This is a genomic window from Vibrio sp. Vb1127 (assembly GCF_033338735.1).
GTDB classification, from domain to species: Bacteria; Pseudomonadota; Gammaproteobacteria; order Enterobacterales; family Vibrionaceae; genus Vibrio; species Vibrio alginolyticus.
On record NZ_JAWOTF010000023.1, the window covers coordinates 24,131 to 50,960 of the forward strand.

The window sequence follows — 26,830 nt, forward strand, 5'->3', positions numbered from 1 at the left end:
ACTCCGGCAGCAAGCGAAGGTGTCCTTGACACCCGTGGTATAGTCCCCCCGGCTATACCACGATATTTTTTTTCACCTCTTTCAAAACTTCTTTACCTTATTCATCTTTTCAACACAGTTTTCGTTTTCACGAATGTCGCACACCATCATTCACCCAAATGAACAACGCTCTTTTGATACAGCAATACAACTGTCATTTATTTGTTGCAACTATCAATAAATCATTCTCTTGAAGCCATTTATGCTTATTGCTATGAACATCGCGACTAACAGATAGAACGTGATCGTGCTTACGTGTTGAGAATGGATTTGTAGGCTAGATGTGATGAAAAAACAATGAAACTCACTGCGTTAGCAACTGCAGCAATAATAGAGCACTGTATGCAGCTCCCCAGCATCTTAACTATTAACTAGGGAGCTTATAATGAAGGTTTTCTAGTTAATTTCTTGGCTTTCTTGAGTCAAAGCAAACTTGGAAGGGGGCAAACCAAAATGTAGCTTAAACTTTTGGCTAAAGTAAGATGGATCATTAAAGCCACAGTTAAAGGCGACTTCACTGATTTTCTCACCCGCCAATAACTTTTCACACGCCGTTTCCAAACGAACCTCTGTGACATAGTCTTTTAACGTTCTTGACGAGGCAGATTTAAAACGTCTCTGCAAAGAGCGTTCAGACATATACAGCATTTTAGCGGCTGACGCAGTGCCAAATTCAGGATCATGGTAATGCTCTGCCACTAATTGATAGACTTTTTGCAACCACTCTTTCTCTGGTGTGACTTGATCTTCTGCAATAGTTACAGGATTGAGTTCTTGCTGCGGTTCATCCAGATAACTCCTTTCCTTCGCAGATGGCCATGTAATCTCGACTTTGTTTTGAGCATCAGAAGAGAAGACAGCCAAATAACCACCACTCGTTGTCACTAGTTGGGCAAGGTGGTCAATACTCAACTCAGAGTGATTTAAGTTAGATGGAAGCCCAGTCGCGACTTTATTAGGTAATTGCGTCCCGTAATCAAGAAAGCTCAATGACACAATATCATGCCCCTCTTCTAGCATAATTCTAACCGTTTGACCTCGGAAAGAGCGCTTGATGATATTGGCAAAAATGCTATTGAAAATAACATCAAGATTAAAGCTTTCCAGAGCAACCCGGCTCTGCTTACTCTCATCTTCTAGCTCTACCAAAATACCCGCTTTTGCAAAGTCATCTTGCCATACATCAACCACTGACTGAGTTATCTGACTCAAGTTGTAGTTCTGACTCCCACCACTTACATCACTTGGAACGCTTTTGAGTTCATTTAACTGCCAATTCGTTTTAGCCAAATGATCCTCCGTCGCAGTATCGAGAGGCATAGGTAGTTTCGCCACAATAAAGTCGACGCTTGATTTTATGGATAGAGCTACATGGTCTACGAGTAGGTTTCTAACTTGAATCTGTTTACGTAATTGCTGGTTGCTCGTAAGCAACACTCTACTTTGATGTCTTAACTGATTCGTTTTGAGAGTCACTTGAGCTGCTAGATCACGGTTAGCCTGTACAACGTAGCGCGAGCGCCAGAATACGAGTACTGCAACGACCGTAATACTAGCTACGACAAAGCCTAAAATAGCAAATCGCGATAGATACCAAGGATGAAGGACGATAAAGTGAGATTCTAAACCAACGACTCCAGCGGCAACTTGAGACTCATTACTGACCTGCAAGTGATATTCACCGGAACTAAGGTGCTCGAGTGTCAGTTGGCCCCCCTCTAACGTTTGCCATGGGTCATCGTTGTTCAATCGATAGTACAAGTTTTGACTGTCTGGTTTTGGCATCACACCGAATAAAAAACTCAGCGAAGATCCATATGGCAGTGTGAGCCCATTCAGATCGGCACTACCAACTTGCAGAACTTCATTTTCAAGCACAACTTGGCTAACAATAAACTTAGACTCTGGGGGATTAGATACAAGCAGCTTGGATGCTTCTGCTTTTACGAGTCCGTACTTCGACCCCAGAACAAGCTCTCGCTCACCAACTTCTGTCTGCTGTATAACGCTACAAATACCAGGGAGGAACTCATTGTTCATTAAGCCTGATGACGATGAGTAATGTTTCACTAACTCACCCGAAAGGTGGTAATAGCTTAAACCGACAGAGGAAGCTAACCATACACCTTGCCTGTCTCTGATCAAGCAAGCAGGTCTGGCGTTGGGCTCACTCATTTCAACAACACGTTTTTCATCGCTTCGTGTATCTGTTTTAAACACACCATAAGATGAAGCAAACCACTGGCTGCCATCAACCGCCGTGGTCATGTCTAATGATTCACCAAACTTTTCTGAAAAACGGATAAACTGGATGTTGTCATTACTGTATTGGTATACGCCATGATCGGTGCCTATTAATAGGGCATCTTCAGTATCATATAGGCGCGTAACCTTAGCAGGCAAATACTGACTTACTAGCCACTCACTTCCAAAGTTTCGTACGCTTTGTGCAGCAGTATCAACATTGTAAAGATGATATCCGCTTGATACCCAAAGACGGTCATCACCATCAACGGTCACATGCTCTACGGCATGTCCGGCCATAACCTGTAAATAAGGAAATGTAATCTTGTTGAGACCATTTAGATCAAATATTTCCAGCCCTTTTGAGGTTGCAAGCCAAAGCATGCCGTTTTGAAACGCAAATTCATTGATCTGCGACTCCAACTCTAAGACTTGGTTAATCCCACTCTTTCCTGAACGATAAATCTTTCGGTCATCAGCAAACCAAAGCGCACCATCAGGACCTTCAATAGTTTGCCGAATTCGTCCTGATAGGGTGTGTGAGTCATAACTACTAAAGGTCACTCGTTCAAATTTTTTACTAAATAGCGAGTAATAACGAATACCTTGGTTAGTCGCAATCCACATCCCTCCCATATTGTCGCTCAACAACGAATAAATCTTCGTGTTATCTAACTCTAACTCAAGAAAACTTGCAGGCGCGACTTCGGTGACCTCACCTGAAAAAAATGAGTACAAATAAAGGCCATGCTCTGTCCCCACCCAATACTCTTTATTTGTCTCTGCGAATGTCAAAACATGTGAGCCGCCAATTCTAATCACTTCTTTATCAGGCTGGTAAATGTTGAAAATTAAAGCGCCACGCAATGTACCTATCAAAATTTCTCTTCGCGTGTGTGAATAATAGACTTTCTCAATGTAGCTTTGACCTGAGGCAGCGACATGGTCAAACTTATCACCTTCAGAAAGATAGAAGCCGGAAGTCGTTGCTAGTGCCCACTTCGTTTCAACTAGCACCGCATCATTAATGTAAACGTAGCTATTATTACTATGTTGATAGAGCTGCAATAGAGAGAAAGAGTTTAACTCGCTAGTGTCGATATTGTAGGTATAGAAATGCGAGCCATCACTCACCCAAATATAGTTCTTTGAAGACCCTATTTTTCTTATTTGTGAGCCTGGATTTAAACTAAAGACTAAACGTCGTTCCTGATTTGGATAAGTTCGATAGACCTCATTTTCAATAAAGGTCCAAAAAGCACCTTTATGATAAGCCAACTGCTTAGCCGACGTTTGTAGGAAGCTACCTGATTTAGGCAATATAGTTTGACCATCGTAAAACAGGACTCGTCCGTGTACGTCATGAATCCACAAACCGCCCTTTTCACCCAAGAACAACTTTTTAGCCGCGATAAAAGTACCCTTTGCCTGAGTTGGCAAAGGGTAAAAGATTGCATTTGCATTATGAAGCGCAAATGCTTGGTAGGATAAGACAAAGCCCAACAGAGCAAGGGCTAATTGGCGTAGCAAGACGAAAACCTTTTGTATCAATTTGTGCTCTGAAAGTGACCGTTCATCGTTTGTAAAACATGGATTGATACGGTTATTTTGAGCTGATAATTATTGGTAATGATATCTCAATTACTTTCTGAGAAAAGGCTCGCCTTACCAAAGGTTGTAATTCTTACTACTGGATCACGTTAAAAAGACTACTCCTACATTACGACAGCACTTAATCTGACTTTTTGTTCAAGCATTGCTCAAAACTATTCGCCATATTGTTGAGAAAAGTAAAGTAACTGCCAGGTTTTGCTTCAATTGTACTCCCTAACGGGTCAAGCTCGCCTTTAGTGACATCACTGCCTCTCATTACGCTCTGAACGACAGCCGGGGTAAACTGAGGTTCAGAAAATACACAAGCCACATCTCCACCACTTAGCTTTTGACGAATTTGAATTAAGGTCTTCGCTCCTGGCTTGCGTTCCGGGCTCACAGTAAAATGCCCCATTTGATTTAGTTCATAACGATCTTCGAAATAACCGTAAGCATCATGGAATACAAAGTAACCTTTGTTTTTTACTGGTGCCAGCTTCTGCTTTATCTGTTGGTCAGTGTCTTTTAGCTCGAGTTCAAACTTTTTGAGGTTCGCTTGATATTGAGCTGCATTTTCCGGATCAAGTGATACAAGTTGATTCACAACAGCCTTGGCCACTTGTTGTGCTTGGCTTACACCTAGCCAAAAGTGCGGATCATGTGAGCCATGATCGTGCCCATCATGGTCATGGTTGTGCTCACTATCAAATTCACGCAATTCTAGATTTGGAATTTGACTAATAGTCAAAGTATTCGATCTATCCGAAACAACTTTCTCTAGAAACGGTTCAAGATCATGTCCGTACCAGATAACCAAATCAGCCGAAGCGACCTTTTTAACATCCGATGGACGCAAAGCGTAGTCATGGGGTGATGTGTTAGACTGCAATAACACGTCTGGTGAAGTTACTCCTTGAGTAAGCTCTGTTACTAACAACTGAATAGGTTTGATACTCGTCAGTACCGTTACCGCCTGTGCTGGCAGTGTTAACATTGCTGAGGCAGCAAGAATTAATGCTCTTTTCATAGTTTTACTTGGGATATGGCGTGGAAAGTGAGATAATGTTACATTATAACATTATTGATTTGCAAATGAGTTTCATTCATGTCTTCCTTAGTCCATCTTGAGCAGTTATGCGTCGAGTTCGATGGCCGCAGAGTTCTCGATAACATTAGTATGGAATTAGAAAAGGGCAAAATAACTACCCTAATTGGTCCCAATGGAGCGGGAAAATCAACGTTAGTCAAAGTTATCTTAGGTCTTCAAAAGCCAACTAGCGGCAAGTTGAACCGACAAAGAAAACTGAAAATTGGTTACGTTCCTCAAAAGTTGAAGCTCAATGACTCCCTTCCATTGAATGTAACCCGCTTTCTAAATTTAGCAGGAAAATACAGTAAGCAGGAGTGCATTGATGCATTACGGCTTGTTGGCGCTGAACATTTACTTAATAGTAATATGCATCGCTTATCCGGTGGTGAAAACCAACGAGTGTTACTGGCTCGCGCTCTGCTTCAACGTCCTCAGCTATTGGTATTAGACGAACCAGCTCAGGGGGTGGATATCCAAGGTCAAATCGATCTCTATGACTTAATTGAGAGCATTCGTCACCGCTTTGATTGTGGCGTATTTATGGTATCGCATGACTTACATTTAGTGATGGCGAAAACGGACGATGTTATTTGTCTGCATCACCATGTTTGCTGCTCAGGTTCACCTGCCACTATTACTCAGCACCCTTCTTACATCGCACTATTTGGCAATGCAGCGAGAGAGTCTCTCGCGTTTTATCATCACGACCATGAGCACCATCATCACGATTTATCCGGAACGCCAGTAAGCGGTGATGCGATATCATGCTCCCACCATAAACACGGACATCACCATCATGATTGAGTTTCTCCTACCTTCTATTCTTGCTGGTATTGGTATCGCGATCATTGCCGGTCCACTTGGGTCATTTGTCGTTTGGCGTAAAATGGCTTACTTCGGAGATACCCTAGCTCATGCATCGTTAATGGGCCTAGCGCTGGGCTTCTTGCTCAACGTAAATCTCTACCTTGCGCTACTCGTCTGCTGTTTAGCTCTGGCCGTTTTGCTTGTCACTCTGCAAAAGCAACAACTTGTGGCTACAGACACGTTGTTAGGTATCTTGGCACACAGTGCACTCTCTATCGGTTTAGTATCGGTTAGCTTTTTGGAAAACGTGCGCGTCGATTTAATGAGCTACCTATTTGGGGACTTACTTGCCGTCTCTCCACAAGATCTGATGTTTATTTACGCAGGTGTTGTTGCGGTAAGCGCGTGTTTGTACGTCTTCTGGCGCCCACTGCTTTCTAGCACTGTCAGTGAAGAACTTGCCGCTGTTGAGGGCGTGAATACAGACTTAGTTAGATTGGTGTTAATGCTAATGGTGGGTGTAGTAATCGCAGTAGGTATGAAGTTCGTTGGCGCGTTGATCATGACTTCGCTCCTAATTATCCCAGCCGCAACAGCACGTAAAGTCTCTTCATCACCAGAGCAAATGGCATTGTTCGCATCCATTATTGGCTCTGTGGCAGTACTGATGGGGCTTAGCCTATCATGGCACTTCGATACACCGGCCGGCCCTTCCGTAGTGATCAGCGCAACATCCTTATTTATGCTGAGCCAGCTGATTAAAAGCAAAGCATAATCGCATTGAGTATTAAACGCGAAAGACCTTGCTAACAACAAACATAAATCCACGGAAACGGAAAAAGAAAAGCCTGCGAAATCGCAGGCTTTTTAATACTTATTAAGTAGTGTGGTCGATTACCAACCCGTCACTTCACGTAGACCTTGGCCAATCTCTGCTAGAGATTTCACAGTTTTAACGCCAGCCGCTTCTAGTGCAGCAAATTTGTCTTCAGCAGTACCTTTACCACCAGAGATAATCGCACCAGCATGGCCCATACGCTTACCAGGAGGCGCAGTTACACCAGCAATGTAAGAAACCACTGGCTTCGTTACATTTTCTTTAATGTATGCTGCTGCTTCTTCTTCTGCAGTACCACCGATCTCACCGATCATAACGATCGCTTCTGTCTCAGGGTCTTCTTGGAACAGTTTTAGGATATCAATGAAGTTTGAACCCGGGATTGGGTCACCACCGATACCAACACAAGTAGACTGGCCGAAACCTTCGTCAGTGGTTTGTTTAACTGCTTCGTAAGTTAGAGTACCGCTACGAGATACAATACCTACTTTGCCTTTCTTGTGGATGTGACCAGGCATGATACCGATCTTACACTCATCAGGAGTGATAACGCCCGGACAGTTAGGACCAATCATGCGAACGCCAGTTTCTTCTAGCTTCACTTTTACGTCGATCATATCTGTAGTAGGGATACCTTCAGTAATCGTTACGATTAGCTCGATACCCGCGTCAATCGCTTCTAGGATTGCATCTTTACAGAAAGGTGCTGGTACGTAGATGACTGTCGCTGTTGCGCCAGTCGCTTCTACTGCTTCACGAACTGTGTTGAATACAGGAAGACCTAGGTGAGTTTGGCCACCTTTACCTGGAGACACACCGCCAACCATTTGCGTACCGTATGCGATAGCTTGCTCTGAGTGGAAAGTACCTTGACCACCAGTGAACCCCTGACAGATTACTTTAGTGTCTTTGTTAATTAATACAGACATTATTTAGCCTCCGCAGCAGCAACAACTTTCTGAGCAGCATCAGTTAGCGACTCAGCAGCAATGATATCAACATCAGAATTAGCAAGAACTTCGCGACCTAGGTCAGCGTTAGTGCCTTCAAGACGAACAACAACAGGTACGCTTACGCCTACCTCTTTAACCGCGCCGATAATACCTTCTGCGATCATGTCACAACGTACAATACCACCGAAGATGTTAACAAGTACCGCTTTCACATTGTCATCAGATAGGATGATCTTGAATGCTTCAGCAACACGCTCTTTCGTCGCGCCGCCACCTACATCTAAGAAGTTAGCTGGTTTGCCGCCGTGTAGGTTTACGATATCCATCGTACCCATTGCTAGGCCTGCACCGTTAACCATACAGCCAACGTTACCGTCTAGTGCTACGTAGTTCAGCTCCCACTGAGCTGCGTGTGCTTCACGCTCATCTTCTTGTGAAGGATCGTGCATTTCACGAAGCTTAGGCTGACGATACAGTGCGTTTGAGTCGATGTTGATCTTACCGTCAAGACATAGCAAGTTGCCTTCACCAGTAATCACAAGTGGGTTGATCTCTAGCAGAGCAAGATCGTACTGAGAAAACATAGTGCCAAGACCCATAAAGATCTTAACGAATTGTTTGATTTGGTCGCCTTCAAGACCAAGTTTGAACGCTAGCTCACGACCTTGGTAAGCTTGTGGACCTACTAGTGGGTCAATTGCTGCTTTGTGGATGAGTTCCGGCGTTTCTTCCGCAACTTTTTCAATTTCCACACCACCTTCGGTAGAAGCCATGAAAACGATCTTACGGCTAGCACGGTCAACTACCGCACCTAGGTATAGTTCGTTCGCAATATTTGAAGCTTCTTCAACAAGGATTTTTGTTACTGGCTGACCGTTAGCGTCAGTTTGGTAAGTCACTAGGTTTTTACCTAACCACTTCTGTGCAAACTCTTTAACGCCTTCTTTTGTATCGTGTAGCTCTACGCCACCCGCTTTACCACGGCCACCAGCGTGAACCTGACATTTAACTACTTTCTTGGCTGTACTAATACGGCCTGCGGCTTCAAAAGCTTCTTGTGGTGTATCACACGCGTAGCCTTCTGGCACAGGCAAACCGAATTCTGCAAACAGCTGTTTGGCTTGGTATTCATGCAAATTCATTTCGATATTCCGTTTGTTTTTCCCTTAAGGGATTTATTATTTCCATAACGCTGCAGTCTTGGCTGCTTGTACGTCTGTAGGGTCTTCTCAAATCAATCCTTCATCATGAGTTCTCATACTGAAGGATTCAAATGAAGGCCAAACGTTGAGCTAGTCTAGCCATTGAAATTTTTAACGTCTAGCTACCTACGATAACTAGACGTTTTAGCGATATTAAACGTCTAATAGGAGACGTGCTGGGTCCTCTAGTAACTCTTTAATCGTTACTAGGAAGCCAACTGATTCACGACCATCAATTAGGCGGTGATCGTAAGATAACGCTAGGTACATCATCGGCAAGATTTCAACTTTGCCATCCACTGCCATCGGACGCTCTTGGATCTTATGCATACCAAGAATCGCTGATTGAGGTGGGTTGATGATTGGTGTAGACATTAGTGAACCGAACACACCACCGTTTGTGATAGTGAAGTTACCGCCCATTAGCTCGTCTACCGTTAGCTTGCCATCACGACCTTTAATAGCCAGCTCTTTGATGCCTTTTTCAACATCAGCGAAACCAAGCTTGTCACAGTCTTTTAGGACAGGTGTAACTAGACCACGTGGAGTTGATACCGCCATGCTAATGTCGAAGTAGTTGTGGTAAACAATGTCATCGCCATCAATCGAAGCATTTACTTCTGGGTAACGCTTAAGCGCTTCTGTTACTGCTTTCACGTAGAAAGACATGAAGCCCAAACGAATACCGTGACGCTCTTCGAACTGATCTTTGTACTGCTTACGAAGGTCCATGATTGGTTTCATGTTCACTTCGTTAAACGTCGTTAGCATTGCCGTGTTGTTCTTCGCTTCTAGCAGACGGTTAGCGACTGTCTTACGAAGGCGAGTCATTGGAACACGCTTCTGACTGCGAGCCGCTGCCGGCACGTCAACCACTGCTGGCGAGTCTTCTTTTGACGCAGATTTAGCGTTCGCAAGATGCGCTTCAATATCTTCACGCGTAATACGACCACCAACACCAGTGCCTTTCACTTGGCTTGCTTCTAAGCCATGTTCAGCCAACAAACGGCGCACTGCTGGGCTTAATGCGTCATTACTTTCTTCGCTAAGCGCAGCTTTGTGACGCTTATCAGGAGATGCTTCAGTACCTTCTGTTTTGTCTGCAGTTGGTTCACCTGCAACTGCGCCTGGCTTCAATTTAGCAATGATTTGTTTAGAAAGTACTGTCGCACCTTCTGCTTCAACAATAGCTTCTAAAACGCCAGCTTCCGGAGCTGGAACTTCTAGCACAACTTTGTCTGTTTCGATGTCAACCAAAACCTCGTCACGCTCTACTGCGTCGCCTGGTTGTTTGTGCCATGTCGCTACGGTTGCATCAGCAACTGATTCAGGTAAATCTGGAACCAGAATTTCAATTGTCATATCTGTTTCTTCCTTTAACTTCTAATTCTTAATTCGAAGTTTTTGAGTTCACGTTCAGAGCGTCTTCAACCAACGCTTTTTGTTGTTTCAAGTGCACCGACATGTAGCCAACTGCTGGCGAAGCAGAAGCTGGGCGACCTGCGTATTTAAGATTTGCACCTGCAGGAATAGCGGCACGGAAGTTATGTTGGCTACAGTACCAAGCACCTTGGTTCTGAGGTTCTTCCTGACACCACACGAAGTCCTCAACGTTAGTGTATTGAGCAATTGCTGCTTGTACTTCTTCCATTGGGAATGGGTAAAGCTGTTCAATACGCACGATAGCAACATCGTCTTGCTCGTTGTTACGGCGCTGCTCTAGTAGGTCAAAGTAAACCTTACCAGCACAGAACACGACACGTTTCACTTTGCTTGGTTCTAAATCATCTACTTCTGGAATTGCAGATTGGAATGTACCATCCGCCAAGTCTTCAATCGTTGAAGTACATAGAGGGTGGCGCAGCAAAGATTTCGGCGACATAACAATGAGAGGTCGACGCATTGGGCGTACAACCTGACGACGAATCATGTGGTACACCTGAGCCGGTGTTGAAGGAACCACAACCTGCATATTTTGCTCAGCACAAAGCTGAAGGTAACGCTCTAAACGTGCAGATGAGTGCTCAGGGCCTTGACCTTCATAACCATGAGGTAGAAGCATAGTAAGACCGCACAAACGCGCCCACTTTTGCTCGCCTGACGAGATAAACTGGTCGATAACAACTTGTGCACCGTTGGCAAAATCACCAAACTGTGCTTCCCAGATAGTTAAACCACCTGGTTCGGCTGTTGCGTAACCGTATTCAAACGCCAACACAGCTTCTTCTGACAATACTGAGTCAAAGACTTGGAATGGCCCTTGGTTGTCATGAATATTCGCTAATGGAATGTAAGTGCTTGCATCGGTTTGGTTATGAAGAACCGAGTGACGGTGGAAGAAAGTACCACGACCCGAGTCCTGACCAGAAAGACGAATACGCTTGCCATCGTCAACCAATGTAGCATACGCCAATGTTTCAGCCATACCCCAGTCAATGGCTTTTTCACCGGTCATCATTGCTAGACGATCGTTGTATAGCTTATTAACACGGCTTTGCAGTTTATGGCTTTCTGGGTACTGACACAGACGATTGCCTAGCTCAATAAGGCGTGTCTTGTCGTATTTTGAATCCCACTCCATATCCCATTCGTGCCCTAAGTAAGGGGACCAGTCTACAGAGTGCAACGCCATTGGACGCCATTCTTTAACAACCACTTCACCGCGATCTAATGCATCGCGATACTCATTGACTAACTGAGTCGCTGTCTCGATATCTGATTCATTTTTATCGATCAGAACATCTGCATACAATTTGCGTGGTGTAGGATGCTTTTTGATTTTCTGGTACATCAAAGGCTGAGTCGCATTTGGCTCATCCGCCTCATTGTGGCCGTGGCGACGGTAACATACAAGATCGATCACGACATCGCGCTTGAACTCGTTACGGTAATCCAATGCAATGCGAGTAACAAAAGCAACTGCTTCTGGGTCATCTGCATTTACATGGAAAATTGGCGCCTGCACCATCTTCGCGATATCGGTACAGTACATCGTAGAACGCGTGTCACGAGGATTAGACGTCGTAAAGCCTACTTGGTTGTTGATGACGATACGTACCGTACCACCAACTTGGAACCCACGAGCAAGAGACATGTTGAACGTTTCGGCAACCACACCCTGACCAGCGATTGCAGAATCACCGTGGATGGTGATAGGAAGCACTTTGCTACCTTGATTATCACCCAAGCGATCTTGACGTGCTCGAACTGAGCCCATGACTACTGGGTTTACGATTTCTAGGTGCGACGGGTTAAATGCAAGTGCTAAGTGAACATCACCGCCAGGAGTCGCAAAATCAGCAGAGAAACCTTGGTGATATTTCACATCACCCGTACCCCAAGTTTCGTCGTGTTTACCGGCGAACTCATCAAACAGGTCTTGAGGTTTCTTACCAAGTACGTTCACCAGCATGTTCAAACGACCGCGGTGAGCCATACCGATAACCACTTCACGCATTCCACTTGTACCCGCATGACGGATCAACTCTTTCGTCATCGGAATCAGCGCATCACCACCTTCTAAAGAGAAACGTTTTGCACCTGGGAATTTCGCCCCGAGGTAACGCTCCAAACCTTCAGCGGCTGTTAGCTCTTCTAGGAATGTGCGCTTCTCATCTTTGTTGAATGATGGCTGGCCTACGACAGACTCAAGGCGTTGCTGAATCCAACGCTTTTGCTCTGTGTCAGTCATGTGCATGTATTCAGCACCGATGGAACCGCAATAAGTTTTGTTGAGGGCTTCATAGATATCTTTCAACTTCATGGTTTCTTGCCCAACAGCAAAAGAACCTACGTTGAAAGTTTCTTCGAAGTCATCTTCGGTAAGATTATGAAAAGCAGGGTCTAACTCCGCCACTGTTGGGCGTTGCCATAGACCTAGTGGGTCTAATTCTGCAGCTTCATGCCCGCGGAAACGGTATGCGTTGATTAGCTGTAGAACTTTTACTTGTTTTGCATCGACATCTGGGTCACTAACTTGGACATTGTAATGCTTTGTTTCTCTAGCGAGTCGTCGGAAGTAGTCACGGACACGTGAATGTGGTTGTTCTGCCACTTCTTCTGATGGCTTAGGCAAGCCTTCAAAAACACGTTTCCACTCCTCACTTACCAGATCGGGATCACTTAGATACAGTTCGTAGAGGTCCTCTACATACGTTGCATTGGCGCCAGCCAAGTGTGAAGACTCGAGCCATGCCTTCATCACGCCGTTGTGCATATTTTCCCTTAACCAGTAGTTTTCACGTTTGCTTCGGTCTTTGCCGAGCTATAAGAGCCGACTAAAAATACGGTCGGCAATTTTTGTATTCTTTACTCGAATATTACTGAAGCAGTGAAGCGGTCATATCGGGTGATCCGCAACACTGCGACATTCCTAAGAGCGAGTAAATTAAACCGAACGATTAACCAACATCGACTTAATGTGACCGATGGCTTTCGTCGGATTTAATCCCTTAGGACAAACACTTACACAATTCATGATGCCATGGCAACGAAAAACGCTAAATGCATCATCAAGATCAGACAAACGTTCATCTGTTGCCGTATCGCGGCTATCAATTAGCCAACGGTACGCTGCGAGAAGACCAGCTGGGCCGATGAATTTATCAGGGTTCCACCAGAATGATGGGCAAGACGTTGTACAACATGCACACATGATACATTCGTACAATCCATCTAAATGCGCACGATCATCAGGCGATTGTAGGTTCTCACGTGATGGTGGTAATGCACCATCATCAATCAAGAATGGTTTAACTTTCGCATAGTTATCATAGAACTGCGTCATGTCAACGATAAGATCGCGCACGACAGGTAACCCTGGTAGTGGACGAATAACTATCTTATCGCCTTGTAGAGCAGATAACGGTGTGATACACGCTAGGCCGTTTTTACCATTCATATTCAAACCATCAGAACCACATACCCCTTCACGGCATGAGCGACGGAACGCGATGCTTGGATCTTGCTCTTTTAGCAGAATCAATGCATCAAGCACCATCATGTCTGAGCCTTCGTCTACCTCAAGGGTATACTCTTTCATGTAAGGCTTGGTATCCACATCCGGATTGTAACGGTATAAAGAGAAGTTTAATTTCATAGTCGTATCCTCCCTTTAGTATGTACGTACTTTCGGCGGGAAAGCTTCACGATGCGTTGGCGTCATGTTCACATCACGCTTAGTCATCGCTTCTGTTTCCGGATTGTAGATAGAGTGGCATAGCCAGTTCTCATCATCACGCTCAGGGAAATCGAAACGAGCATGTGCGCCACGACTCTCTGTACGGTAGTTTGCTGCAACGGCAGTTGAAAACGCGGTTTCCATCAGGTTATCAAGTTCTAGACACTCAATACGCTGCGTGTTGAACTCTGAAGACTTGTCCGCTAGATGCGCATCTTTCAAACGTTCGCGAATCACTTTCAACTCTTCTAGACCGGTTGCCATCGCATCGCCTTCACGGAATACCGAGAAGCTGTTTTGCATGCATGCTTGTAGGTCTTTACGAATCTGAACTGGATCTTCACCACCAGTGCTGTTTTCCCAACGCATAGTACGCGCTAGAGACGCTTCAATATCAGATTCTGTTGCAGGACGAGCTTCTGCTTGCGCTGCTAGCGTTTCGCCAAGGTGCAAGCCAGTAGCACGACCAAATACGACCAAGTCTAGTAATGAGTTGCCGCCCAGACGGTTAGCACCGTGTACCGATACAGAAGCAATCTCACCACATGCGTAAAGGCCTTGTACTTCCATCTCGCTACCGTCGGCCTTCTGCTTAATTGCTTGGCCAGAGACTTGAGTAGGTACACCACCCATCATGTAGTGACAAGTTGGAATTACTGGAATTGGCTCTTTCACTGGGTCAACGTGTGCAAATGTACGAGACAGTTCACAGATACCTGGTAGACGTGATTCAAGTACTTCTTTACCAAGGTGATCAAGTTTCAACTTGATATGTGGACCCCAAGGACCATCACAGCCGCGGCCTTCACGAATTTCAATCATCATTGAACGAGCAACCACGTCACGACCAGCAAGGTCTTTCGCGTTTGGTGCGTAGCGCTCCATGAAGCGTTCACCATCTTTATTTAGAAGGTAACCACCTTCACCACGACAACCTTCCGTCACTAGAACACCCGCGCCAGCAATACCTGTTGGGTGGAACTGCCACATTTCCATGTCTTGCATTGGAACGCCTGCGCGAAGTGCCATACCAACGCCATCACCCGTGTTGATGTGCGCGTTAGTGGTCGATGCGTAAATACGACCTGCACCACCTGTAGCTAGAATGGTTGCTTTCGATTTGAAGTAACAGATTTCACCCGTTTCCATACAAATCGCAGTACAACCCATGATTGCGCCGTCTTGGTTTTTCACAAGATCCAAAGCGTACCACTCCGAGAAGATGGTTGTTTTGTGTTTTACGTTTTGCTGGTAAAGCGTGTGAAGAAGTGCGTGACCAGTACGGTCTGCAGCAGCGGCTGTACGAGCAGCCTGCTCACCACCAAACTCTTTAGATTGACCACCGAATGGACGTTGGTAGATGGTACCATTATCAAAACGAGAGAATGGCAGACCCATTTTTTCAAGCTCGATAACTGACTCAGGACCATTTTTACACATGTATTCAATCGCGTTCTGGTCACCGATGTAGTCGGAACCTTTAACGGTATCGTACATGTGCCATTGCCAATCGTCTTTGTGCGAGTTACCCAGAGCAACAGTAATGCCACCCTGTGCAGACACAGTATGAGAACGTGTTGGAAATACTTTTGACAACAAAGCACATGATAGGCCTTGTTCTGAAATTTGTAGTGCAGCGCGCATACCTGCACCACCAGCGCCGATTACTACGGCATCAAACTCACGAACTGGAATAGACACTTACGCACCCCACAGAATAAATAGACCAGAGAAGACATAGCCGAATAGCACGGCAATAACACCAAGTTGTAGTGCGCCACGTAGTTTCGCGCACTTAATGTAATCAGTTAATACCTGCCACAAACCAACCCATGCGTGAATCAGGATCGAGACAAGTGCCAACATGGTGAATACTTTAGTGAAGGTACCACCAAAGAATTGGGTCCAAGATGCGTAAGAGATATCTGAAAATGCACAGAAGCTAATCAGATAAATCGTGTATAGCGTCATAATGATTGCAGTTGCACGAATTAGTAGGAAATCGTGTACACCATTACGACCAAATGAAGATACGTGTTTTACCATACCAAGATCCCCGCCAATAATGATAATACTGCTGTTGCACCAAACGCGACTTTAGCGCTCATCGTGCCTGAATCTAGTTCTTCAAAGTGACCTAGATCCATCAATAAGTGACGGATACCACCTGCGATGTGGTAGGCAAGTGCAGTAAGAATTCCCCACAGGATGAATTTTACGAAGAAACTATCGACGATGTCAGCGGCTTCCATAAAACCCATTGGGGATGACAGAGAAATGGATAGTAACCACAGTAATATACCCACCGCAACAAACGTAATTACCCCAGACACACGGTGTAGGATGGATGCGATTGCTGTGATAGGAAAGTGGATGGTCTGTAAATCTAAATTAACAGGTCTTGACTTTCTTTCTTTCACGGGCTTGCTCACTCAGCTCCATTGAGCATTTATTGTTATAACCAATTTCAGCTTCCAAACGTACAAAAGTTAACATCTATTTAACAAATATCGCGAGTAACAACCCAGATAATTGTAAACGGTTTGTTAACAAACGGAATCCAGCAACAAACCTCACTCTTTGTTTCTAGCCCCGAATTTATAAGGATTTAACTAAAATTTTCTTTGCCAATATACGGCGAGCAACATTCTAATACAATTGGTGTAACAAATTATGCTACATAGAACAGATTTTTAACGATTTTCATGAGAAAAATCATAACAAGTGCACACAAAGATGGAGAAAAATTGACTTTAAGCTTTAACAACAGTACAAAAATGGCACATAAACATCCTGGACGGATTAAATAATAAACAAAGGAGATTGTTATGGCGGATAAGAAAGCGACCCTTCATGTTGAAGGTCAAGCGCCAATCGAACTGCCAATTATGGACGGTACGCTAGGTACACCTGTAATTGACGTTCGTAAGCTGGGAGCCAATGGTTACTTTACTTTTGACCCAGGTTTTCTTGCCACTGCATCTTGTGAATCATCAATCACGTACATCGATGGCGGCAAAGGCATTCTTTTGCACCGCGGTTTCCCGATTGATCAATTAGCCAATAACGCAGATTACTTAGAAGTATGTTACATCCTTCTTTATGGTGAAGCCCCTACCCGAGAACAATACGAGCAATTCAAAACGACCGTTACTCGTCACACAATGGTACACGAGCAAATCGCAAGCTTTTTCCATGGCTTCCGACGCGATGCACACCCAATGGCGGTAATGTGTGGTGTAGTTGGAGCACTTGCAGCCTTCTATCACGACTCTCTTGACATTAACAACGACGAACACCGCGAAATTGCAGCGTACCGTCTGCTGTCAAAAATGCCAACACTGGCGGCGATGTGTTACAAATATTCTATCGGTCAGCCATTTATTTACCCTCGTAACGACCTTAGCTACGCAGAGAACTTCTTGCATATGATGTTCGCAAACCCTTGCGAAGAGTATGAAGTAAATCCTGTGGTTGCCCGTGCGATGGATAAGATTTTCACTCTACACGCGGATCACGAACAGAATGCGTCGACATCAACTGTACGTCTAGCTGGCTCTTCTGGTGCGAACCCATTTGCATGTATTGCCGCTGGTATTGCATCCCTTTGGGGACCTGCTCACGGTGGTGCGAACGAAGCCTGCTTGAGAATGCTAGAAGAGATTGGCAGCGTCGATAAGATCCCTGAATATGTAGACCGCGCGAAAGACAAAGATGACCCATTCCGCTTAATGGGCTTTGGTCACCGCGTTTACAAGAACTACGACCCACGTGCGACAGTAATGCGCGAAACGTGTCATGAAGTTCTCAAAGAGCTAAACATTCAAGACCCTCTGCTAGACGTTGCAATGGAACTTGAGCGCATTGCACTTTCTGATGAGTACTTCGTGTCTAAGAAGCTGTACCCGAACGTAGACTTCTACTCAGGTATCATTCTTAAAGCGATTGGTATTCCAGTTTCTATGTTTACGGTTATCTTCGCGATTTCTCGTACCATCGGCTGGATTGCTCACTGGAACGAAATGCACAGCGATCCACTGAACCGCATCGGTCGTCCTCGTCAGCTATACACTGGCGAAACACAACGTGAGTTTTCTCCACTTCACGAACGTGAATGATCTTTTAGTACGAAGATAGACAAACAAAAGGGTTGAGATTTTCGTCTCAACCCTTTTTTCTTTTTTGCGTTTAACGTTATTAATGGAGAACGCTAAACCGGATTATCAATATCGATAAACTCCACATGTAGGCCATATTCATCCGCTAGCCATTTGCCTAAGGCCTGAACACCATAACGCTCAGTAGCATGATGACCTGCAGCAAAGTAATGAATGTCCATTTCACGAGCAGTATAAGTGGTGCGCTCTGAAATTTCTCCAGAGATAAATGCATCCAGCCCGTGCTGTACAGCAAGTTCAATGAAATCCTGCCCTCCACCAGTACACCAGCCGACTGTCTCAATCATCTTATCAGTATTCTCTGGAGCGATATGCAGAGGCTCTCTTTCAAGAACTTGATTGATCTTACTCGCAAATTCAACACCAGACATCGGCTTTTTCAAGCGCCCAAACATAGCAACTGACTGAGGGTGCCCTTCAAGCCCACCTTCTACTTCGATTTCAAGTAAGCGAGCTAATTCAGCGTTGTTGCCTAGCTCTGGATGAATATCTAGAGGAAGGTGATAACCATATAAGTTGATATCATTTTTGATCAGGCTACGAATTCGTTTACCTTTCATGCCACGAATTGGCTCAGGCTCACCTTTCCAAAAATAGCCATGATGAACAAGCAATGCGTCTGCATTAAGCTCAATCGCTTTATCGATTAAGGCTTGAGAGGCGGTTACGCCAGTGATAACACGCTTTACCGCTGATTTCCCTTCTACCTGTAACCCGTTTGGTGCGTAATCTTTAATTAACTGCGGTGACAGTTTGTCATTAAGAATCTGTTCTAGCTTTAAGTTATTCATTATTACTTCCAATTTCTAGCGCATGTAAACCTAAATAACCTCTCGATGAAATCAGACCGAGAGTGTGCAACCTAGTTGATACAACAACGTTTTGACATCTGGCACCTTGATATCATTTAGGTATTTAAAGTGTATCTCGAACCCTAATATCGATGCTAGCCACCCTACCCTCAAAAGCAAATTTAGTTACAATAACAAAGCTTGTCGCCTCACCATACATTTAGGGATACGGATGAACCAACTGCAACGCTTTTACCAATGGATCGCCACTTCACCTCCGCTTTTCAAGTTACGCCCTCCGTTTGCAACCTTAGAAGATGTCTCGGTCAAACCTTTGAATAGCTCAGAACAATACAATGGTAATCCGAGACTGGGTTTTTTATATCAGCACCTATGCACTGCGGCTCTTTCTAATTCAGAACGATATCAGATTATTGCCGAAGAAATTCAGTTAAACGACGCTGAAGGTAAGACCATTGGTGCTGTCGATTTGGTGTTGAGGAATACAGAATCAAATCAGATAGAACATTGGGAAGTGGCGATTAAGTTTTATCTTCTTTACAACGGCATTTGGTATGGCCCGAATGCTCACGACCAGTTACATGCGAAATTGGATAGAATGCTCACGCATCAACTGAAAATGAGCGATCGCCCGGAATTTCAAAAAATAATTCCTTTAAACGAATCTCCAGAAGAGCGCCTAATGATGCAAGGACGACTCTATATTAATCCGTTTACTCCAGAGCCAACTCCTAAGGAGTGCTTGGGTTATGAATTAAATCCAAGTCAGATTAGTGGTTACTGGTGCTATCAAAGTCAATGGGATTTAATTAGTAAACCCCTTTATCATTTACATAAACCATGCTGGGCGACCGGTACAGACGATTTCTCTCAACCTATTGAAAAGCCTTTAGATCGATTCATACACGCACAAACGGAAGACGGTCAATTCTGGTTTGTGGTACCAGATTCATGGCCCGGAGATAAAGCTGTTCGGGGCACTTAAACATGAAAGGGTTGATGTTTTCACATCAACCCTTTGCTAGATACATTGACCATTGGATGTTTTACAAACCAGCGGCTGCAAACACTTGATTAACGATCTCTTGTGCTTCTGCTTCGATTTGTTTTAGGTGCTCTTCACCTTTGAAGCTTTCACAGTAAATCTTGTAGATGTCCTCTGTGCCTGATGGACGAGCAGCGAACCAACCGTTAGCTGTCGTTACTTTAAGGCCACCAATCGCAGCACCATTGCCTGGTGCATGCGTTAGACGAGCAGTGATCTCATCACCTGCTAGAGTTTCAGCCGCAACCATTTCTGGTGACAACTTCTTCAATACGTCTTTTTGTGGGCCATTTGCTACAGCTTGAATACGGTTGTACTTCGACTCACCGTGCTTCGCCGCTAGCTCTTCATAGTAATCTTGTGGGTTCTTACCCGTTACCGCAGTGATCTCTGCTGCTAGAAGGCATAGCAAGATGCCATCTTTGTCTGTTGACCAAGGCGTGCCATCTTTACGAAGGAAAGACGCACCAGCACTTTCTTCGCCGCCGAAACCAAACTTACCAGTGTACAGACCGTCTACAAACCATTTGAAACCAACAGGCACTTCACATAGCTCACGACCTAGATCCGCAACAACACGGTCAATCAGCGCACTTGAAACTAGTGTTTTACCAACAGCGACATCTTTACCCCACGCGTCACGATGACGGTACAAGTAGTCAATACAAACGGCTAAGAAGTGGTTCGGGTTCATCAAACCTTTTGGCGTAACGATACCGTGACGGTCGTAGTCAGGATCGTTACCAAATGCTAAATCGTATTCGTCTTTCAGTGCCAATAGACCCGCCATTGCGTAAGGAGAAGAACAGTCCATACGCACAACGCCGTCTTTATCTAGCGACATGAATTGGAAAGAAGGATCGATCGATTCACTTACTAGCGTTAGGTCTAGGTTGTATGCCTGACCAATTTGACGCCAGTAATCGATACCGCTGCCACCCAATGGATCTACACCAATCTTCAGGTTCGCTTTTTGGATTGCTTCCATATCAATAACGTTCACCAGGTCATCGATGTATGGCTTCACCAAGTCCATCTCTACAAACAGATCCGATGCTTTTGCTTCTGCTAGTGGTAGGCGTTTAACACCTTGTAAACCTCCAGCAATCAATTCGTTCGCACGATCTTCGATAGCTTGAGTCAACTCAGCTTCTGCAGGACCACCATGTGTCGGATTGTATTTGATACCGCCGTCTTGTGGTGGGTTATGTGATGGGGTAATAACGATACCGTCTGCTTTTTCATCGTGTTTGATGTTGTAAGTCAGAATCGCGTGTGAAATACCCGGTGTTGGCGTGTAACCGTTGTCTTGTTGGACAATCACTTTCACACCGTTTGCAATCAGTACTTCAATCACACTTGAGAAAGCAGGCTCAGATAGCGCATGCGTGTCTTTACCCACAAACAACGGGCCAGTTGTGCCTTGCTCAGCACGAACTTCTGCTACCGCTTGAGCGATCGCTAAAATGTGGTTTTCGTTAAAAGTGTGCTTGTCTGCAGTACCGCGGTGGCCAGAAGTACCAAATTGAACTTTGTGTTCTGCGTTTGCCGCGTCTGGTTGAAGTAAGAAGTAGTTAGCAACGAGTGCTGGGATATTGTGAAGATCTTCCTGCTGCGCTTTTTGCCCAGCACGAGGGTGCATAGCCATGTTTGACATCCTTTCTTTCAATACAAATAAAAATTAAAAAAGCCTCATAATATCCGCTCACTGCGACGCATTATGAGGCTTCTATCAGGTTTCTTAGATTGAACCTGTTACTTTTTCTATTAAGTCAGGTTGGAACCCCATGTGTGCCATCACTTGTTCAACCATCTGTCTTTTACGACTTGTATTGTTATTCGTGATAACCCAAAACGGTGTGCCAGGAATGGCTTTTGGCTTGGTCGTATTACCGTTTGCTAGCAAGGTTTCTTCATTATCTGCAAAGTACACGCGTTTGCGTCCTTTTACATTCGTAGCCTGGGCGAAACCTTCTGGATTCAATTTATGTAAGGTCGATAATACTAACATAAAGCGATCAATCGCTTTTTTTAGACCGGCAAACTCATCAGAAATAAGCAGCGAACGCATTTCTTTCACTACATCAACAGATTCCGTTTTACCCGCATCTTTACTTACTACAATCCCTTGTGGCTTCTCTACTACAGGCGCGGCTTTAGCTTCCTGCAACTGACCATCAAGGTTTAAAAGGCGTCGCAAAATATCCGAGGCGCTTTCACCGATATGCTTAGTTTGACTAGCTATATAACGGTATAGATCCTCATCAACCTCAATTGTTTTCATTCGCTTTTCACATTCTCAATGTTTAAACTCTGGGGGATTATAACGAGATCCACGCGGATACTCCACGTTAAACCCATCACGAATAAGATAAAATGTCAGCATTACTCAACTATAAGCAGGAAGGCCAAGGCCAAACAGTTGTTTTGATTCACGGATTGTTTGGTAGTTTAAGTAATCTGGGTCTACTCGCCCGCGATCTTATTAAAGATCACACGGTGATCAGTATTGATCTGAGAAATCACGGCCTCTCTTTCCACTCCGAAGTCCATAACTATACCGATATGGCAAAAGATGTGGCTCAGCTCCTTCAGCACTTAAACGTTGAGCCATCTATTGTTATTGGTCACTCCATGGGCGGAAAAGTCGCGATGGCTCTTGTGGACATTGCTCCAAATGTAGTCAAGCAGTTAGTCGTTCTCGACATGGCGCCTGTAGCCTACACTACGAACCGTCACGATAATGTTTTTAACGGCTTACATGCTGTTATTAATGAAAAACCAGCAAATCGACAGCAAGCCATGGATATCCTAGCTCAACATATTGAACTCGATGGTGTAAGACAATTTCTCTCTAAATCACTGTACAAAAATGGCGATAAGATGGATTGGCGGTTTAACGTACCGAGCCTTTTTGAGAATTATGACCAAATTATTGGCTGGCAAGAAATCACACCAACAGATATCCCAACTTTATTTATCAAAGGCGGCGACTCTGACTACTTAATGCCAGAACATCAGCCGGCAGTGAAGCGACAATTTAACCATGCTAAAGCACACATTATCGCTGGCACTGGTCACTGGTTACACGCCGAGAAACCGACAGAAGTAATGAGAGTCATTCGAAAATACATTTCGAGTTAACAAATTCGAAAAGCAACACTAGATTATTGAAATAACCTTTCTTGTAGTGCATTAACTTTACCGTTTAACAGTGGTATAGTGCGCCCAAGATTTTTCGGCATGAAGGGCTAAAATGCTTTACGACTATATGGATATGCTCGAGTCTATTGGGCTCGATCTTCTTTTTGCTGCTATCTTTTTTTTCATCGGGATGGCGATAAAAGATGTGCTAAAGCAAGGCAATGTACCTGTTTTTGGTCGTCGTATTGTGTGGTTAGTCCTTTTCCTAGGCTGTGCTGGCTTTATTGCAAAAGGTGTAATTCAGCTAACTTGGGAAGGCTCAGGGTTAGGTTAAACCCTTAGTAGCATCGCCAATAACAAACAATGTAAAGGTATAGACTCTATGGCAAGTGTAGGTATCTTCTTCGGTAGCGACACAGGTAATACTGAAGCCGTTGCAAAGATGATTCAAAAGCAACTAGGTAAACATCTAGTTCACGTTCAAGACATCGCGAAAAGCAGCAAAGAAGACATTGATAACTTCGATCTTCTTCTTCTAGGTATCCCAACTTGGTACTACGGCGAAGCACAATGTGATTGGGATGACTTCTTCCCTGAGCTTGAGCAAATCGACTTCTCTACTAAGCTAGTGGCTATCTTTGGCTGTGGCGACCAAGAAGACTACGCAGAATACTTCTGTGACGCGATGGGCACAGTCCGTGATATCGTTGAATCTAAAGGCGGCACAATTCTTGGCCATACCTCGACAGAAGGCTACGAATTTGAAGCGTCTAAAGCACTTGTTGAAGGTGACGAAAGCCAATTCGTAGGTCTATGTATTGATGAAGACCGCCAACCAGAATTGACTGACGAGCGTGTTGAAAGCTGGGTTAAACAGATCTATGAAGAGATGTGTTTAGCTGAGCTAGAAGGCTAATCAAATTGAATGATACAAAGACCTCCACTTGGAGGTCTTTTTGTATGTATTGTCACACAGCATCGGTAAGTACTTCCTCTTCGCGATACTGAGGTTTCTTTCTTACATAAAGCTTGCGTTGAACCTCTGAAACCACATTCCCCTGTTTATCTTTTACATGAGTAATAAACTCAGGAAAACACTTTTCTCCATTCCGTGTCATTTGATAAATGTTTTCCAGCATCCCTTCAGTGACCTCAAATTCTGCAAACAAATCACTTTGCCCCGGCTTAATAAAGTTAATGCTTGCCTCTTTATCCCACACATAATATTCCTCTCGTAGAATCCCCATCAGCATCAACGAGTAAATAGGATCAGTTAAAGAGAAAATACTGCCGCCATATTGGGTGCGATTGGCATTTTTATTCCACCAGCGAAGCTTTAAACGTACCTTTACAGTACGGAAGTCTTGAGAAATATGTAAGATTTTAATACCCGCCCCCCAAAAAGGAGGCCAAATATTGAGTGCGAACTTTACAATTCCTGGTTTGTATATCTTCGCTAGTCGCCTATTCATCGCTATCCCTGCCCTCTCCAAGCTTAATGTTACACAATTGTAACTGGTCAGAGCTGTAATATAATGGACCTGTTTCTAATTTACAAAAAGATTCTATTAACCCTTTGAAGTTCGTGGTTTAATGTTCCGAACGCTTATCCTATAATGGTAGGAAGATTGAATTCTGTTAAATCGCTGCAGATGATCCAACGGGAAAGTATATGTCAGATAATAATCAGGCGCTGAAGGATGCGGGTTTAAAAGTAACCCTTCCGAGGCTAAAAATTCTAGAAGTACTTCAGCAGCCAGACTGCCAGCACATCAGTGCTGAAGATTTGTACAAAAAGTTGATTGATCTAGGTGAAGAAATCGGCCTAGCAACTGTTTACCGAGTTCTAAACCAGTTCGACGATGCTGGTATTGTAACTCGTCACCACTTTGAAGGTGGAAAGTCAGTCTTCGAATTATCGACTCAACATCACCACGACCACCTAGTGTGCCTAGACTGTGGTGAGGTAATTGAATTTTCTGACGATCTTATTGAAGAACGTCAAAAAGAGATTGCAGCTAAGTACAATGTCACACTAACAAACCACAGCTTATACTTGTACGGCAAGTGTAGCGATGGTGGTTGTAAAGACAATCCAGATGCACACAAACCGAAAAAATAAGGGTTTGTTAATTTAAAAAGTAAACGTCAGCACATGCTGGCGTTTTTTGTTTCTAGAAGTCAATACCTTAGACGTCAGTACTTTGGTTACAGAACAAAAGCTACTAAACACCCATCTTTTTTCTCCACAGTTTTGCACATCTATATAGCACTCTGTGGGATTAGGTATAAAAAATGCCAGCGTTTGCTGGCATTTTTTCATCTTTCTCAGCATTAATTGAGATTATTGATTCTCAATTTTTGCCCAGGTATCACGTAGACCAACCGTGCGGTTGAATACTAGATTATCTGCTGAAGAGTCTTTCGAGTCTGCACAGAAGTAACCCATACGTTCAAACTGGTAACCTTTTTCTGCTTCTGCAGAAGCTAGGCTAGGCTCGACGAAGCCATTGATCACAACTAATGATTCAGGATTGATAGTAGAAGCAAAATCTTCCGCTGCGCCTGGGTTTGGCACCGTAAATAAACGATCGTACAGACGAATTTCCGCTGGAAGAGCTTTATCAGCTGACACCCAATGAATAACGCCTTTCACTTTACGACCATCTGCTGGGTTTTTACCTAGCGTATCTGCATCGTAAGAACAGAAGATCGTTGTGATGTTGCCTTCGGCATCTTTTTCAACGCGCTCAGCTTTGATCACGTAAGCACCACGTAAACGAACTTCTTTACCTAGCACTAAACGCTTGTACTTTTTGTTCGCTTCTTCACGGAAGTCTTCACGCTCAATCCACAATTCACGCGTGAATGGCACTTCACGCACGCCCATTTCAGGTTTATTTGGGTGGTTGGCAACTGTCAAGTTTTCTACTGCGCCTGCTTCAAAGTTTTCGATAACAACTTTAACAGGATCCAGTACAGCCATTGCACGCGGAGCGTTCTCGTTTAGGTCATCACGAATACAAGATTCTAATGAACTAAACTCGATCATATTTTCTTGCTTCGTTACACCAATACGCTTACAAAACTCACGAATAGATGCAGGTGTGAAGCCACGACGACGCAGACCTGAGACAGTCGGCATACGTGGATCATCCCAACCATTAACCAGTTTTTCAGTAACTAGCTGGTTAAGCTTACGCTTAGACATCACTGTGTATTCAAGGTTTAAACGACTGAACTCGTATTGATGTGGACGGCTTTCGATCGTGATGTTGTCTAGAACCCAATCGTACAGACGACGGTTATCCATGAATTCAAGCGTACAAATAGAGTGCGTAATGCCTTCTAATGCATCAGAAATACAGTGCGTAAAGTCGTACATTGGGTAAATGCACCACTTATCACCAGTTTGGTGGTGCGTAGCAAAACGCACACGGTATAAAACTGGATCGCGCATGACCATGAATGAAGAACCCATGTCGATTTTAGCACGAAGACACGCTTTACCTTCTTCAAATTCACCAGCGCGCATTTTTTCAAACAACGCCAAGTTCTCTTCAACAGAACGGTCACGGTATGGACTTGGTTTACCTGGCGCCTTTAGTGTGCCGCGGTATTCACGAATTTGCTCTGGACTTAGCTCATCTACGTACGCTAAGCCTTTGTTAATCAATTCAATTGCATATTCGTAAAGCTTATCGAA

At 44.3% G+C, this 26,830-nt stretch carries 23 protein-coding genes; 8 read left to right on the forward strand and 15 right to left on the reverse strand.

Going from position 1 to position 26,830, the window contains the following annotated elements; genetic code table 11:
- Positions 1-435: 435 nt before the first annotated feature.
- A complete protein-coding gene (locus R7H07_RS20545; RefSeq protein ID WP_065274262.1) occupies positions 436-3,813 on the reverse strand; it encodes an AraC family transcriptional regulator in 3,378 nt (1,125 codons plus the stop codon).
- Positions 3,814-4,015: 202 nt separating this feature from the next.
- Complete coding sequence (gene znuA / locus R7H07_RS20550; protein ID WP_065274261.1) at positions 4,016-4,903, reverse strand: zinc ABC transporter substrate-binding protein ZnuA; 888 nt, start codon at positions 4,901-4,903, stop codon at positions 4,016-4,018.
- Between the two features lie 78 nt (positions 4,904-4,981).
- On the opposite strand from znuA, the gene znuC reads away from it, so the two are divergent.
- A complete protein-coding gene (znuC, locus tag R7H07_RS20555; RefSeq protein ID WP_017634809.1) occupies positions 4,982-5,770 on the forward strand; it encodes a zinc ABC transporter ATP-binding protein ZnuC in 789 nt (262 codons plus the stop codon).
- Positions 5,763-6,548, forward strand: a complete 786-nt coding sequence (znuB, locus tag R7H07_RS20560) for a zinc ABC transporter permease subunit ZnuB (protein ID WP_005382183.1) — start codon at positions 5,763-5,765, stop codon at positions 6,546-6,548. Before znuC ends, znuB begins: the two co-directional genes overlap by 8 nt.
- 119 nt (positions 6,549-6,667) lie before the next feature.
- On the opposite strand, the gene sucD is transcribed toward znuB, so the two are convergent.
- From sucD to sdhC, 8 genes are all read right to left on the reverse strand, one after another.
- Positions 6,668-7,540, reverse strand: a complete 873-nt coding sequence (sucD, locus tag R7H07_RS20565; RefSeq protein ID WP_005382181.1) for a succinate--CoA ligase subunit alpha — start codon at positions 7,538-7,540, stop codon at positions 6,668-6,670.
- The gene (gene sucC / locus R7H07_RS20570; RefSeq protein ID WP_005382179.1) at positions 7,540-8,706 is read right to left on the reverse strand and encodes an ADP-forming succinate--CoA ligase subunit beta; all 1,167 of its coding nucleotides are present in this window, start codon (positions 8,704-8,706) and stop codon (positions 7,540-7,542) included. Before sucC ends, sucD begins: the two co-directional genes overlap by 1 nt.
- A 213-nt stretch (positions 8,707-8,919) precedes the next feature.
- Positions 8,920-10,128 (reverse strand): 2-oxoglutarate dehydrogenase complex dihydrolipoyllysine-residue succinyltransferase, encoded by a 1,209-nt coding sequence (odhB, locus tag R7H07_RS20575; RefSeq protein WP_005382177.1) that lies wholly within the window; start codon positions 10,126-10,128, stop codon positions 8,920-8,922.
- Positions 10,129-10,156: 28 nt separating this feature from the next.
- Positions 10,157-12,982 carry a 2-oxoglutarate dehydrogenase E1 component gene (gene sucA, locus R7H07_RS20580; RefSeq protein ID WP_005382176.1) on the reverse strand — a complete coding sequence of 942 codons (2,826 nt, stop codon included), beginning with the start codon at positions 12,980-12,982 and terminating at the stop codon, positions 10,157-10,159.
- Positions 12,983-13,153: 171 nt separating this feature from the next.
- Positions 13,154-13,864, reverse strand: coding sequence for a succinate dehydrogenase iron-sulfur subunit (locus R7H07_RS20585; RefSeq protein WP_005382174.1), 711 nt, complete (start codon positions 13,862-13,864; stop codon positions 13,154-13,156).
- A 15-nt stretch (positions 13,865-13,879) separates the two neighbouring features.
- A complete protein-coding gene (gene sdhA, locus R7H07_RS20590; protein ID WP_005382172.1) occupies positions 13,880-15,646 on the reverse strand; it encodes a succinate dehydrogenase flavoprotein subunit in 1,767 nt (588 codons plus the stop codon).
- Positions 15,647-15,991, reverse strand: coding sequence for a succinate dehydrogenase, hydrophobic membrane anchor protein (sdhD, locus tag R7H07_RS20595; protein WP_005382169.1), 345 nt, complete (start codon positions 15,989-15,991; stop codon positions 15,647-15,649).
- Positions 15,985-16,377 carry a succinate dehydrogenase cytochrome b556 subunit gene (sdhC, locus tag R7H07_RS20600; protein WP_017634811.1) on the reverse strand — a complete coding sequence of 131 codons (393 nt, stop codon included), beginning with the start codon at positions 16,375-16,377 and terminating at the stop codon, positions 15,985-15,987. Before sdhC ends, sdhD begins: the two co-directional genes overlap by 7 nt.
- 396 nt (positions 16,378-16,773) lie before the next feature.
- Between sdhC and R7H07_RS20605 the strand changes: the two genes are divergently transcribed.
- Positions 16,774-18,063, forward strand: coding sequence for a citrate synthase (locus R7H07_RS20605; RefSeq protein WP_017819951.1), 1,290 nt, complete (start codon positions 16,774-16,776; stop codon positions 18,061-18,063).
- A gap of 92 nt (positions 18,064-18,155) precedes the next feature.
- Here the strand turns inward: R7H07_RS20605 and R7H07_RS20610 are convergent, their stop codons facing one another.
- Positions 18,156-18,914: a Nif3-like dinuclear metal center hexameric protein gene (locus R7H07_RS20610; protein WP_005382162.1), complete on the reverse strand. Its 759-nt coding sequence runs from the start codon at positions 18,912-18,914 to the stop codon at positions 18,156-18,158.
- 232 nt (positions 18,915-19,146) lie between these two features.
- Here R7H07_RS20610 and R7H07_RS20615 point away from each other — a divergent pair, with 232 nt between their 5' ends.
- Complete coding sequence (locus R7H07_RS20615) at positions 19,147-19,920, forward strand: DUF1853 family protein (protein ID WP_065274260.1); 774 nt, start codon at positions 19,147-19,149, stop codon at positions 19,918-19,920.
- Between the two features lie 61 nt (positions 19,921-19,981).
- Here the strand turns inward: R7H07_RS20615 and pgm are convergent, their stop codons facing one another.
- Positions 19,982-21,628: a phosphoglucomutase (alpha-D-glucose-1,6-bisphosphate-dependent) gene (pgm, locus tag R7H07_RS20620; protein WP_065274259.1), complete on the reverse strand. Its 1,647-nt coding sequence runs from the start codon at positions 21,626-21,628 to the stop codon at positions 19,982-19,984.
- A gap of 93 nt (positions 21,629-21,721) precedes the next feature.
- On the reverse strand, positions 21,722-22,264 hold the full coding sequence (gene seqA / locus R7H07_RS20625; protein WP_005382149.1) for a replication initiation negative regulator SeqA: 543 nt from the start codon (positions 22,262-22,264) through the stop codon (positions 21,722-21,724).
- A gap of 92 nt (positions 22,265-22,356) precedes the next feature.
- Between seqA and R7H07_RS20630 the strand changes: the two genes are divergently transcribed.
- From R7H07_RS20630 to fldA, 3 genes are all read left to right on the forward strand, one after another.
- Positions 22,357-23,124 (forward strand): alpha/beta fold hydrolase, encoded by a 768-nt coding sequence (locus R7H07_RS20630; protein ID WP_017819953.1) that lies wholly within the window; start codon positions 22,357-22,359, stop codon positions 23,122-23,124.
- A 112-nt stretch (positions 23,125-23,236) separates the two neighbouring features.
- Positions 23,237-23,458, forward strand: a complete 222-nt coding sequence (locus tag R7H07_RS20635; protein ID WP_005393038.1) for a DUF2788 domain-containing protein — start codon at positions 23,237-23,239, stop codon at positions 23,456-23,458.
- Between the two features lie 48 nt (positions 23,459-23,506).
- Complete coding sequence (gene fldA / locus R7H07_RS20640; RefSeq protein ID WP_005382146.1) at positions 23,507-24,040, forward strand: flavodoxin FldA; 534 nt, start codon at positions 23,507-23,509, stop codon at positions 24,038-24,040.
- A gap of 52 nt (positions 24,041-24,092) precedes the next feature.
- On the opposite strand, the gene R7H07_RS20645 is transcribed toward fldA, so the two are convergent.
- Positions 24,093-24,596 (reverse strand): DUF4442 domain-containing protein, encoded by a 504-nt coding sequence (locus tag R7H07_RS20645; RefSeq protein WP_005382144.1) that lies wholly within the window; start codon positions 24,594-24,596, stop codon positions 24,093-24,095.
- Between the two features lie 200 nt (positions 24,597-24,796).
- Here R7H07_RS20645 and fcrX point away from each other — a divergent pair, with 200 nt between their 5' ends.
- Complete coding sequence (gene fcrX, locus R7H07_RS20650; protein WP_005382141.1) at positions 24,797-25,246, forward strand: ferric iron uptake transcriptional regulator FcrX; 450 nt, start codon at positions 24,797-24,799, stop codon at positions 25,244-25,246.
- A gap of 222 nt (positions 25,247-25,468) precedes the next feature.
- On the opposite strand, the gene glnS is transcribed toward fcrX, so the two are convergent.
- Positions 25,469-26,830: glutamine--tRNA ligase (gene glnS / locus R7H07_RS20655; protein ID WP_318128600.1), on the reverse strand; the 1,362-nt coding region annotated here is incomplete at its 5' end.

Excerpts from the sequence above, each read along its gene's own strand:
- znuA (WP_065274261.1), bottom strand. The coding sequence starts at position 4,903 with ATGAAAAGAGCATTAATTCTTGCTGCCTCAGCAATGTTAACACTGCCA.
- znuC (WP_017634809.1), top strand. The coding sequence starts at position 4,982 with ATGTCTTCCTTAGTCCATCTTGAGCAGTTATGCGTCGAGTTCGATGGC.
- znuB (WP_005382183.1), top strand. The coding sequence starts at position 5,763 with ATGATTGAGTTTCTCCTACCTTCTATTCTTGCTGGTATTGGTATCGCG.
- sucD (WP_005382181.1), bottom strand. The coding sequence starts at position 7,540 with ATGTCTGTATTAATTAACAAAGACACTAAAGTAATCTGTCAGGGGTTC.
- sucC (WP_005382179.1), bottom strand. The coding sequence starts at position 8,706 with ATGAATTTGCATGAATACCAAGCCAAACAGCTGTTTGCAGAATTCGGT.
- odhB (WP_005382177.1), bottom strand. The coding sequence starts at position 10,128 with ATGACAATTGAAATTCTGGTTCCAGATTTACCTGAATCAGTTGCTGAT.
- sucA (WP_005382176.1), bottom strand. The coding sequence starts at position 12,982 with ATGCACAACGGCGTGATGAAGGCATGGCTCGAGTCTTCACACTTGGCT.
- R7H07_RS20585 (WP_005382174.1), bottom strand. The coding sequence starts at position 13,864 with ATGAAATTAAACTTCTCTTTATACCGTTACAATCCGGATGTGGATACC.
- sdhD (WP_005382169.1), bottom strand. The coding sequence starts at position 15,991 with ATGGTAAAACACGTATCTTCATTTGGTCGTAATGGTGTACACGATTTC.
- R7H07_RS20605 (WP_017819951.1), top strand. The coding sequence starts at position 16,774 with ATGGCGGATAAGAAAGCGACCCTTCATGTTGAAGGTCAAGCGCCAATC.
- R7H07_RS20610 (WP_005382162.1), bottom strand. The coding sequence starts at position 18,914 with ATGAATAACTTAAAGCTAGAACAGATTCTTAATGACAAACTGTCACCG.
- R7H07_RS20615 (WP_065274260.1), top strand. The coding sequence starts at position 19,147 with ATGAACCAACTGCAACGCTTTTACCAATGGATCGCCACTTCACCTCCG.
- pgm (WP_065274259.1), bottom strand. The coding sequence starts at position 21,628 with ATGGCTATGCACCCTCGTGCTGGGCAAAAAGCGCAGCAGGAAGATCTT.
- seqA (WP_005382149.1), bottom strand. The coding sequence starts at position 22,264 with ATGAAAACAATTGAGGTTGATGAGGATCTATACCGTTATATAGCTAGT.
- R7H07_RS20630 (WP_017819953.1), top strand. The coding sequence starts at position 22,357 with ATGTCAGCATTACTCAACTATAAGCAGGAAGGCCAAGGCCAAACAGTT.
- R7H07_RS20635 (WP_005393038.1), top strand. The coding sequence starts at position 23,237 with ATGCTTTACGACTATATGGATATGCTCGAGTCTATTGGGCTCGATCTT.
- fldA (WP_005382146.1), top strand. The coding sequence starts at position 23,507 with ATGGCAAGTGTAGGTATCTTCTTCGGTAGCGACACAGGTAATACTGAA.
- R7H07_RS20645 (WP_005382144.1), bottom strand. The coding sequence starts at position 24,596 with ATGAATAGGCGACTAGCGAAGATATACAAACCAGGAATTGTAAAGTTC.
- fcrX (WP_005382141.1), top strand. The coding sequence starts at position 24,797 with ATGTCAGATAATAATCAGGCGCTGAAGGATGCGGGTTTAAAAGTAACC.